Consider the following 10,573-nt stretch of genomic DNA (forward strand, 5'->3'; position numbering starts at 1 on the left):
CGGGCCCACGCGGTACGCCGGGCGGCCCGCCGCAGCCGTGCCTGGCGCAGTGGGCCCAGCCGGTCGGCGTAGACCAGGCCGTCGAGGTGGTCGCACTCGTGCTGGAGGCAGCGGGCGAAGAACCCGTCGCCCGCCACCCGCACCGGGCTGCCGTCACTGCGGGCGCCCTCCACCACGGCCTCGTCCCAGCGGGCGGTGGCCGCCTCCAGACCGGGCAGCGACAGGCAGCCCTCGGGACCGCTCACCCGGGGCCCGTCGACCGAGACCAGGCGCGGGTTGACCAGGTGCCCCAGATGCCGCCGGTCCTCGTCGTCGGGGCAGTCGAAGACGAAGACGCGCAACGGGACACCGATCTGACCGGCCGCCAGGCCCACCCCGTTCGCCGCGTACATGGTGGCGAACAGGTCCTCCACCAGCTGACCCAGCCGCGCGCCGAAATCGGTCACCTCCACGGACGGCTCGTGCAGCACGGGATCACCGAAGCGCCTCATGGCCCGTACACGGCCGGAACTGCCCGGGATCGAACGACGTTGCATGACCGTCAGACTACGGCGGACGGGCGCATCCTGAGGTGGTGCGGTTCGGGAGCACGCCGCACGTCTCGGTAGGGTGCTCCATGACCGGAGCACAAGGAGGATCTAGGACGATGGCAGGCAACTCGGAGCCGCTGTCGCCGCGGGCCAAACTGGCTGTGACGGCGGGCAGGGCCGCGGCGGCGGTATCGCGGGCCGCAGGCCGCGGAAGTGGATCGGTCATCGGCGGCAAGGTGGCGCTGAGACTCGATCCCGATCTGCTGGCTCGCCTGGCCGGGCATCTGGACGTGGTCCTCGTGTCGGCGACGAACGGCAAGACAACAACAACCAGGCTGATCGCCGAGGCCCTCCGGGCCACCGGCGAGGAGGTCGTGTCCAACGCGCTGGGCGCCAACATGCCCGCCGGCATCACCTCGGCGCTGGCCGGTGGTTCCCGTGCCCGCTACGGCGTGATCGAGGTGGACGAGAAGTACCTGGCCGGCGTCGCCAGGGACGTGACGCCCAAGGCGATCGCCCTGCTCAACCTCTCCCGTGACCAGCTCGACCGCGCCGCCGAGACCCGGATGCTCGCGGAGCGGTGGCGCGAGGGACTGTCGGGGACGAAGGCCGTGGTGATCGCCAACGCCGACGACCCGTTGGTCGTCTGGGCGGCGTCCTCGTCGCCGAACGTGGTGTGGGTGGCCGCCGGGCAGGAATGGAAGGACGACGCGTGGTCGTGCCCCTCCTGCGGTGGCGTCATGCAGCGTCCCGGCGACGAGTGGTTCTGCGGCGAGTGCGGTTTCCGCCGCCCCACGCCGACCTGGGCCCTCTCCGGCGACCACGTGCTGGACCCGCACGGATCGGCCTGGCCGATCCGGCTCCAGCTCCCGGGACGCGCCAACAAGGCGAACGCCACCACGTCGGCCGCCGTCGCCGCCGCCTTCGGGGTGGCGCCGCAGCTCGCGCTGGAACGGATGTACTCGGTGGCGGCCGTCGCCGGCCGCTACGACGTCGTCTCGCACCAGGGCCGGGAGATCCGGCTGCTGCTCGCCAAGAACCCGGCGGGCTGGCTGGAGACCTTCTCCCTCATCGACCCGCCGCCGGCACCGGTGATCCTCGCGGTCAACGCGCGCGGCGCCGACGGCACGGACACCTCGTGGCTGTGGGACGTGGACTACTCCCGCCTGGCCGGGCACCCCATCTGCGTGATCGGTGACCGGCGTCTCGACCTCGCGGTGCGGCTGGAGGTGGCCGGCGTGGACTTCCAGGTCTGCGACAGCGCCCAGGAGGCGGTGCTCGCCTGCCCGCCGGGCCGCATCGAGGCCATCGCGAACTACACCGCGTTCCAGGACCTGCGCCGCGTCGTCGGCAACTGACCCCCACACGCGTGAAGGAAGGCGACCATGAGTGACACGAGCCTGCGGGTGGTGTGGGTCTACCCGGACCTGCTGAGCACCTACGGCGACCAGGGCAACGTGCTCGTCGTCGAACGCCGCGCCCAGCAGCGCGGTCTCGACGTCCAGCGCGTCGACGTCCGGTCCGACCAGCAGATCCCCACGTCGGGGGACATCTACCTGATCGGCGGCGGTGAGGACCGCCCGCAGCGGCTGGCGGCCGAGCGGTTGATGCGCGACGGCGGCCTGGAGCGCGCCCACGACAACGGGGCGATCATCTTCTCGGTCTGCGCCGGATACCAGATCCTCGGCCACGAGTTCGTCAACGACCTCGGGGACCGGCAGCCGGGCCTCGGCCTGCTGGACGTGACCTCCGGACGGGGCGAGGCGGAGCGCTGCGTGGGCGACGTACTGGCCGACATGGACGAGCGTCTCGGACTCCCCCAGCTCACCGGGTTCGAGAACCACCAGGGCGTCACGTACCTGGGCCCCACCGCCCGGCCGCTCGCCCGGGTGCACCTGGGCAAGGGCAACGGCACCGGGGACGGCACCGAGGGTGCCTGGAACAACACGGTCTTCGGCACCTACATGCACGGCCCCGTGCTGGCCCGCAACCCGCTGATCGGCGACCTGCTGATCAAGCTCGCGCTGGACGTCAACGCGCTGCCGCCGGTCGACGACCGGTGGTACGAGGCGCTGCGCGGCGAGCGCATCGCGGCCGCGACCCAGCCGGCCTGACCCCCGCCGCTCCCCCGCCCCCGGCTGCTGTCGCGGCCGGGGGCGGTTCTACTCTGGTGCGGGCGATCGGCGCGAACCGGGAGAGTACGGGATGGACCACAGCGATCACGGCACCGACATGGATCTGGCGCCGTTCACGCTGGAACGCGGACTCGCGTTCACCGGCGAGCCGTTCTTCCTGACCGGCTGCCTGCTCGCCCTCGCCCTCTACGGCTGGGGTGTGGTGCGGCTGCGCAGGCGCGGCGACGCCTGGCCGGTGGGCCGCACCGTCGGCTTCGTGCTCGGGGTCGCGATGATCGCCCTGGTGATGCTCACCGCGCTGAACGAGTACGGCATGGTGCTGTTCAGCGTGCACATGGTGCAGCACATGGTGATCAGCATGCTGGCGCCGATCCTGCTGCTGCTGGGCGCCCCGGTGACGCTGACGCTGCGGGCCCTGCCCTCCGCCGGGCGCGGGCGCACCGGGCCGCGCGAGGCACTGGTGGCGCTGCTGCACAGCCGTTACCTGCGGGTGATCACCCACCCGGCGTTCACCATCCCGCTGTTCATCGCCAGCCTCTACGCGCTGTACTTCACGCCGCTGTTCGACTTCCTGATGGGGTCGACCGCCGGGCACCTGGCGATGATGGCGCACTTCCTCGCGGTGGGCCTGGTCTTCTTCTGGCCGATCATGGGGGTCGACCCCGGCCCGCACCGCCCGGGCTACGTGATGCGCATGCTGGAGCTGTTCATCGGCATGCCGTTCCACGCCTTCTTCGGCATCGCGCTCATGATGGCCTCGCAGCCCATGGTGGGCACGTACGCCGACCCGCCGGAGTCGCTCGGCGTGGACCCGCTGACCGACCAGACGTGGGCGGGCGGCATCGCGTGGGCGTTCAGCGAGATCCCGTCGGTGCTGGTGCTGATCGCGTTGATCTTCCAGTGGTACGTCTCCGAGCAGCGGCAGTCCAAGCGGTCCGACCGGGCGGCCGACCGGGACGGGGACAGCGAGCTGGCGGCCTACAACGCCTACCTGGCCTCCTTGCAGGCACGCGGACGGTAGCCGCCGCCGGTGACGCGCACTGTCTGAGTGGGGCCACGATGGGTACCCGGTCCGGGTGCCGGGCGGTGACCGCCGTGCCGGGCGTGCGGAGGAGGTGGCTGCGATGCCGGGAGCCGTGAAGGGGATGACCGCGGCCACTGTGGTCGCGCTGGTGCTGGCTTCGGCGTACTCGGTGGCGCTGGGCGGCAGCGGCTGGCTGTGGTTCGCCTGGGTGGTGCTGGGCCTGGCGACGCTCGGGCTGGTGACGGCGAACGGCAACTGAGCCGACCGTTCCGCCCGTCGGGGCCGGGCGCCGACCGCCCCGCCCCGACTCGACACGTGGCCCACGCGCGCGGCGGGCCGCTGAGCGCCCCTGCCCGGGTGCTTCCCCCGCCTCCTTCCGCGTCACCCTCCGACTAATAGTTGGCTAGCCACATAAAGAGTGCTAGTTTTTATGTGGCCAGCCACTAAATTCTCGGAGGAAACGATGACCGCAGCACTCTGGCAGCCCGTCACGCTCGGCGACATCGTGTTGCCGCACCGGCTCGCCATGGCGCCGATGACCCGGGACCGCGCCACGGCCGACGGTGTGCCCACCGCGCTCAACGCGGAGTACTACGCGCAGCGGGCCTCACTCGGCCTGATCATCAGCGAGGGCACCCAGCCCTCCGCGGACGGGCAGGGCTACCCGCTGACACCCGGCATCCACACCGACGCGCAGATCGCCGGCTGGCGGCAGGTCAGCGACGCCGTGCACGAGGCCGGCGGGCGCCTGGTCGTCCAGCTCATGCACGTGGGGCGGATCGCCCACCCCGACAACACCCCGCACGGCCGGCAGCCCGTGGCACCGTCCGCGATCAGGCCTGCCGGCATGATGTTCACCGCCGCAGGGCCCAAGGAGATGCCGCAACCCCGGGAGCTGACGGCCGCGGAGATCACCGAGACGGTCGCGGACTTCCGCCGGGCCGCGGCCTCAGCCGTGGAGGCGGGCGCCGACGGGGTGGAGATCCACGCCGCCAACGGCTACCTGCTGCACCAGTTCCTGGCCGGCAACAGCAACCGGCGCACCGACCACTACGGCGGCACGGTCGAGAACCGCATCCGCCTCGCGGTCGAGGTCACCTCGGCGGTCGCCGACGAGATCGGCGCCGGGCGCACCGGCATACGCATCTCACCCGGCAACCCGTTCAACGACATCGCCGAGACCGACACGTCGGAGCTGTACCCGGCGCTGGTGCGTGCCCTCGCCCCGCTCCGGCCGGCCTTCCTGCACGTGGTCCACGGCGGTGACGACGCCCTGGTGCGGGAGCTGCGCCGCGACTGGCCCACCGCCCTGGTGCTCAACCGGCCCGGTGCCGACATCGGCGCCCGCGCCGAGGACGTCGCCTCGGGGCTGGCCGATGCCGTGACCGTCGGGACGATGGCCCTGGCCAACCCGGACCTGGTCGAGCGGCTGCGAGCCGGGGCACCCCTGAACGAGGCCGACCGGAGCACCTTCTACGGCGGCGGCGTGGCCGGCTACACCGACTACCCCACGATCCGTGCGACCGTCAGCTGAGGTCCCCGTGCCCACTCCCCCCTCCCCGCCCTCCACGGCCGCCTCCGGCCCGCTGAGCCACGCGATCTTCACGCTCGCCCGGGCCCACCGAGGTCACGCCGCCGCCATGCTGCGCGACCTCGGCCTGCACCCGGGACAGGAACTGCTGCTGATGCAGCTCCTCGACCGGGACGGACAGACCCAGTCCGAGCTGCTGGAAAGCGTCGGCCTGGACCACTCGACCGTCTCCAAGTCCCTGCGGCGCATGCAGGAGGCCGGACTGCTGACCCGCGAACCTGCGGCACACGACCGCCGGGTCATGGTGGTCCACCTCACCGACCGCGGGCGGGACATGCGCGAGCCGCTGGAACGGATGTGGTCCGTACTGGAGGACGTGTCCGTACGCGATCTCAACCCCGAGGACGTCGCGACCTTCGTGCGCCTCGCCCGGGTGATCGAGACGTCGATCGCTGAACGCCCGCAGCGGGAGAACGGCGCCGAGCCCGCCTGAGACCGCCGATCCGAGCCGGCCGGCTGCCGTCCCGTGCCGCGGCTCCCGCATCACCCTCCCGCTCACCGGCCGGTCCGGGCCCGCCCGTCCCCGGGTCCGGACCCGTCCCGCGGGCACGACCCCACCGACCCCGGTGGCACCCGCACAACGCCGTTCCGACCAGGAGGCCTCACGTGAAAGCCATCGTCTTCGACCGCTTCGGTGGTCCCGAAGTCCTGCACGAGTCCGACGAGAAGATCCCACGACCCGGCCCCGGCCAGATCCGGGTCAGGGTCAGGGCGGCGGGCGTGAACCCGCTGGACGGCAAGATCCGCTCCGGCGCGCTCGAGGCCGTGTTCCCCACTCCCCTGCCGTCGGTCCCCGGGCTTGAGCTCGCCGGCACCGTCGACGCGCTCGGCGACGGCGTCACCGCCGTCTCCGTCGGGGACGCGGTGCTCGGTTGGGCCGACACCGGTTCCTACGCCGAGTACGCACTCGCCGGCACGTTCACGACCAAGCCCGCGGCACTGTCCTTCGCGGACGCGGCGGCCCTGCCGGTGGCCGGCGACACCGCGAACCGCGTGCTGCGCCTGCTCGACGTCCGCGCCGGGGAGACGCTGCTCGTGCACGGCGCGACCGGAGCGGTCGGAACCGTGGCGGTGCAGCTGGCCGTGGCGCGCGGCGCACACGTCATCGGCACCGCGAGCGCCGAGAACCAGCGGTACCTCGCCTCACTCGGCGCGACCCCGACGCTCTACGGTGACGGGCTCGTCGACCGCGTCCGGGCGCTCGCCCCGCGGGGCGTCGACGCCGTGTTCGACGTCGCCGGCCGTGGTGCGCTGCCCGACTCGGTCGAGCTGCGCGGGGGGACCGAGCGCATCGTGACCATCGCCGACTTCGCCGCCGCGGAGCTCGGCGTGACGTTCTCCTCGGGCGCCCCCGAGGACAGGTCCGCACCGGACCTGGCAGCGCTCGCCGAACAGGCCGCGAACGGCTCGCTGGTGACCACGGTCGCCGCCACCTACCCGCTCGCCGAGGCCGCCGCCGCCCAGCGCGTCAGCGCCACCGGGCACGTACGCGGCAAGCTCGTCCCGACCGTCGGCTGAGCACACGAGGCGCCGGCCCGCACAGCCCTCCCACCGGCCGCCACCGGAGTCGGCGTTCCAGCTCCCTGCGGGCGGTGCCGTCCCCGCCGCTGGGCACGCCCGGCTGCGCTCATGCGGTCGTCCGGTGCGTCGCACCGGACGCGGATCGCGTCTGCCGGCAGGGTGCCGGCGCCGGAAGCAGGGCATCCCCTGACCGTGCCGGGGCACGCGGGAGGGAGCTACGATCGATCAACCGGAGCGGACGACGAGCCGGCCCACAGCCTGACGCCGGATCAGGGGAGTCTGCGACGAGTCAGCGGGAGTGCGATCAGAAACGGCCGCGGTCGATCACGCAAGCGGATCGACGGATCACTGGAACAGTCCTATGAACTGGCAGAACCCGGCCGCAGAGCCGACCCGGTAGAGGTGGGGGAAGACCGTGTTCTACTACGTGCTGAAGTACGTACTGCTCGGGCCGCTGCTGCGGCTGCTGTTCCGGCCGCGTCTGGAGGGCCTGGACCGGGTGCCCGACGAGGGCGCGGCGATCGTCGCGGGCAACCACCTGTCGTTCTCCGACCACTTCCTGATGCCGGCGATGCTGCACCGGCGCATCACGTTCCTCGCCAAGTCCGAGTACTTCACCGGTCCGGGCCTCAAGGGCAAGCTGACGGCGGCCTTCTTCCGGAGCGCCGGCCAGATCCCCGTGGACCGGTCGGGGCGCGGCGCGGCGCGGGCCGCCATCGAGGAAGGGCTCGGGGTACTCGTCAAGGACGAGCTTCTCGGCATCTATCCCGAGGGCACCAGATCGCATGACGGCCGGCTCTACAAGGGGCGGGTCGGGGTCGCCGCGATGGCGCTGCGCGCCGGGGTGCCGGTGATCCCGTGCGCGATGGTCGGCACCTTCGAGCTCCAGCCCCCGGGTCGCAGACTGCCGCGGATCGGCCGGGTCACCATCCGTTTCGGCGAACCCCTCGACTTCTCGCGCTTCGCCGGCATGGAGAACGAACGCGCGGTGCTGCGGGCGGTCACGGACGAGATCATGTACGCCATCCTGGGCCTGTCCGATCAGGAGTACGTCGACATGTACGCGCCGGACGCCAAGGCACTGGCCGCCGCCGAGCAGGACAAACCGGAACCGGGGTAGGCGGGTTTCGGAAGCGGTCAGCGCTGGGTGCTCGGTTCAGAACGACAGGCCGAGACGCGGCACGACCTCCTGGCTGTCGCGCTCCCGCTGGTCACCTTCCAGCGGCCCGACCACCTCGCCTCCCGGCGCCCTGCCCGACGGCGAGGTGGTCGCCTCCGTCTCGGCCCTGCGGTTTCACGAGCGGGACGGGACCGAGACGTCGCTGAACGCCGCCGGACCGGAGGCCGGCGAGGTCCCGGACGTGCCGGACCGGCCGGCCCTCGAACGGGTCCCCGTGACGGGCGATCCCTGACGCAGAGTCAGGAGAGGCCGCGGAAGAAGGTGCGGATGTCGTCTGCGAGCAGTTCCGTCTCCTCCATTGCGGGGAAGTGACCGCCCTCGGTGAACTCGCTCCAGTGGCCGATCGCCTTCCAGGGGTCCATCACGCGGCGTATGAGCGGGTGGGTGTCGAACACGGCCCATCCGGACGGCACGCCGGAGGCCATGAGCAGGTCGAGTCCGGAGTGCTCGGACTCGTAGTAGAACTGCGCGCTCGACGCGCCGCTGCGGGTGAACCAGTACAGGCTGATGTTCGTGAGGAGCTGGTCGCGGTCGACCGACTCGTCCGGCGTCCGGTGGTCGCCGCGGGTCCTGGTCCTGAACTTCTCGGCGATCCACGCGAGCTGACCTACCGGCGAGTCGGTGAGCGCCGCGCCGATCGTGTCGGGACGGTGGTTCTGCATCACGAGATACCCGCGGTCGGCAGCGTCCTCGGTGCGCACCGCCTCAAGCTGGGCGATCTCGTCCTCGGACAGACCGTCGGGGCAGGGGAACCCGTCCCCGACCAACCCGAGCCACCGGGGGTCGCTGCCGAAGTGCGTGCCGAGGACGCGCTCCGGGTGGAGCGCCGCGAGGCGGCCGGTGATGCCCGCACCGATGTCGGTGCCGTGGGCCGCGAACCTCTCGTAGCCGAGACGCGTCATGATCTCGGCGTAGGCCTCCGTCGTCCGCGCCAGCTCCCAGCCGGTCCCCGACAGCGGGGTGGAGAACCCGAAGCCGGGCGGCGACGGGACGACCACGTGGAACTCGTCGGTCAGCAGCGGGACGAGCCGCTGGTACTCGACGAACGAGCCCGGCCAGCCGTGGTTCAGAAGCAGCGGGACGGCCTCCGGGTTCGTCGATCGCGCGTGGACGACGTGGAACGTCTGACCGTCGACGACCGTCGTGAACTGTTCGTGCTCGTTGAGCTTCTCCTCCTGCGCACGCCAGTCGAACCCGTCGCGCCAGTACGCGGCGAGCTCCTTCAGGTACACCAGCGGGATGCCACGGCTGAAGTCGGTGCGATCGTCCCGGCCCGGCACGGGGGCCGGCCAGCGGGTGTGTGCCAGCCGGTCGCGCAGGTCGTCGATGTCGGCCTGCGGGATGTCGATGCGGAACGGTGTGACTGCGTTGTTCTCGTTCATGACACCGACGCTGCCAGGCAATGCGGCAGATCAGCTTCCGCGATTGCTGTGATGCTGGAGAACATGTTGCAGACCTCGGCCCGCCTGCTTGAACTGCTGTCACTGCTCCAGCTCAAGCGCGACTGGACGAGCGCCGAGCTCGCCGGCCGGCTCGATGTGAGCACGAGGACCGTGCGCGCCGACATCGGCAGGCTCCGGTCGCTCGGTTATCCCGTGGACGCGCGCCCCGGCGTCGCGGGCGGGTACCGGCTGGCCGCCGGGACGGCGATGCCGCCGCTGCTGCTCGACGACGACGAGGCCGTCGCCGTCGCGGTCGGACTGGGTGCGGTCGCGTCCCAGAGGCTCGGCGTCGAGGAGACATCGCTCACCGCGCTCGCGAAGCTGGAGCAGGTGCTGCCCTCGCGCCTGCGTCGGCGCGTCGAGGCGGTACGCGAGGCGACGAGCGTCGTTCCAGGGGCCGAACCGCCGCTCGATCTGTCGGTTCTCGGCGTGGTCGCCGCTGCGGTCCGCGGCCACGAACGGCTCCGGTTCGGATACACGAAGCCCGGGGGCGGCGAAGGGGCACGCCACACCGAACCGCAACGGCTGGTGAGCTGGGGGCCGCTCTGGTACCTGCTCGCGTGGGATCTCGACCGTGACGACTGGCGCGTCTTCCGTGTCGACCGCATGGTTCCGCACCCGCCGACGGGTGCGCGGTTCCAGCCGCGCGTGATCCCCGGGGACGATGTCGTCGAGTACGTCGTCGGACGCGTCAGCAAGGGGGCCTGGAAGTACCGCGCCCGGGTACTCGTGCACGCACCCGCCGCCGAGGTCGCCGCGAAGATCCCCATCCCGGTTGATATCGAGGTGGTCGACGAGTCCACGTGCCGCGTCGAGCTGGGTTCCGACGAACCGGGCCGGCTCGCGCTGTGGATGACACAGCTCGACGTGGACATCGAGGTGATCGACGGGGACGAGCTCGCGGTGGCGTTCGACCGCCTCGCGACGAGGTTTCGCCGTGCGGCGGGCGGCGCCTCCACGACGTGAGCCCCGGCCGTCGGTGGTTGACGATGTCGTCGGGGGTCGGCGGCCGGGCTTCGGGGCTCGTGAGCACCTTGCCGTCGGCTCGGCGCGGGACTCGGCCGCCCACGCCCCCGCTTGCCCGGGTGGGACCGATGGGGCCTCGGCGGAGACCGCAGTGCCGACCGCACTCGTGGGCGAGCGGGCGGCA

Annotated in this window: 11 protein-coding genes; 9 read left to right on the forward strand and 2 right to left on the reverse strand. The window is 72.0% G+C overall.

Going from position 1 to position 10,573, the window contains the following annotated elements; translation table 11 throughout:
- Positions 1-536: peptide deformylase (gene def, locus ACYVE9_RS07575; RefSeq protein ID WP_461026957.1), on the reverse strand; the 536-nt coding region annotated here is incomplete at its 3' end.
- Between the two features lie 110 nt (positions 537-646).
- Here def and ACYVE9_RS07580 point away from each other — a divergent pair.
- The 8 genes from ACYVE9_RS07580 to ACYVE9_RS07615 all read left to right on the forward strand — a co-directional run bounded on the left by ACYVE9_RS07580 (position 647) and on the right by ACYVE9_RS07615 (position 7,921).
- A complete protein-coding gene (locus ACYVE9_RS07580) occupies positions 647-1,888 on the forward strand; it encodes a MurT ligase domain-containing protein (protein ID WP_461026958.1) in 1,242 nt (413 codons plus the stop codon).
- Positions 1,889-1,915: 27 nt separating this feature from the next.
- The gene (locus ACYVE9_RS07585) at positions 1,916-2,644 is read left to right on the forward strand and encodes a type 1 glutamine amidotransferase (RefSeq protein WP_461026959.1); all 729 of its coding nucleotides are present in this window, start codon (positions 1,916-1,918) and stop codon (positions 2,642-2,644) included.
- 91 nt (positions 2,645-2,735) lie between these two features.
- A complete protein-coding gene (locus ACYVE9_RS07590; RefSeq protein ID WP_461026960.1) occupies positions 2,736-3,686 on the forward strand; it encodes a cytochrome c oxidase assembly protein in 951 nt (316 codons plus the stop codon).
- Positions 3,687-3,789: 103 nt separating this feature from the next.
- Complete coding sequence (locus ACYVE9_RS07595; RefSeq protein ID WP_461026961.1) at positions 3,790-3,948, forward strand: hypothetical protein; 159 nt, start codon at positions 3,790-3,792, stop codon at positions 3,946-3,948.
- 204 nt (positions 3,949-4,152) lie between these two features.
- On the forward strand, positions 4,153-5,223 hold the full coding sequence (locus tag ACYVE9_RS07600) for an alkene reductase (RefSeq protein WP_461026962.1): 1,071 nt from the start codon (positions 4,153-4,155) through the stop codon (positions 5,221-5,223).
- Between the two features lie 7 nt (positions 5,224-5,230).
- On the forward strand, positions 5,231-5,713 hold the full coding sequence (locus tag ACYVE9_RS07605; protein ID WP_461026963.1) for a MarR family winged helix-turn-helix transcriptional regulator: 483 nt from the start codon (positions 5,231-5,233) through the stop codon (positions 5,711-5,713).
- Between the two features lie 173 nt (positions 5,714-5,886).
- On the forward strand, positions 5,887-6,798 hold the full coding sequence (locus ACYVE9_RS07610; RefSeq protein ID WP_461026964.1) for an NADP-dependent oxidoreductase: 912 nt from the start codon (positions 5,887-5,889) through the stop codon (positions 6,796-6,798).
- 418 nt (positions 6,799-7,216) lie between these two features.
- Positions 7,217-7,921, forward strand: a complete 705-nt coding sequence (locus ACYVE9_RS07615; protein WP_461026965.1) for a lysophospholipid acyltransferase family protein — start codon at positions 7,217-7,219, stop codon at positions 7,919-7,921.
- Positions 7,922-8,220: 299 nt separating this feature from the next.
- Here ACYVE9_RS07615 and ACYVE9_RS07620 read toward each other — a convergent pair whose 3' ends face one another.
- Positions 8,221-9,363 carry an epoxide hydrolase family protein gene (locus ACYVE9_RS07620; protein WP_461026966.1) on the reverse strand — a complete coding sequence of 381 codons (1,143 nt, stop codon included), beginning with the start codon at positions 9,361-9,363 and terminating at the stop codon, positions 8,221-8,223.
- 63 nt (positions 9,364-9,426) lie between these two features.
- Here ACYVE9_RS07620 and ACYVE9_RS07625 point away from each other — a divergent pair, with 63 nt between their 5' ends.
- Complete coding sequence (locus tag ACYVE9_RS07625; RefSeq protein WP_461026967.1) at positions 9,427-10,389, forward strand: helix-turn-helix transcriptional regulator; 963 nt, start codon at positions 9,427-9,429, stop codon at positions 10,387-10,389.
- Positions 10,390-10,573: the final 184 nt, after the last annotated feature.

It is taken from the genome of Streptomyces sparsus (assembly GCF_054776295.1).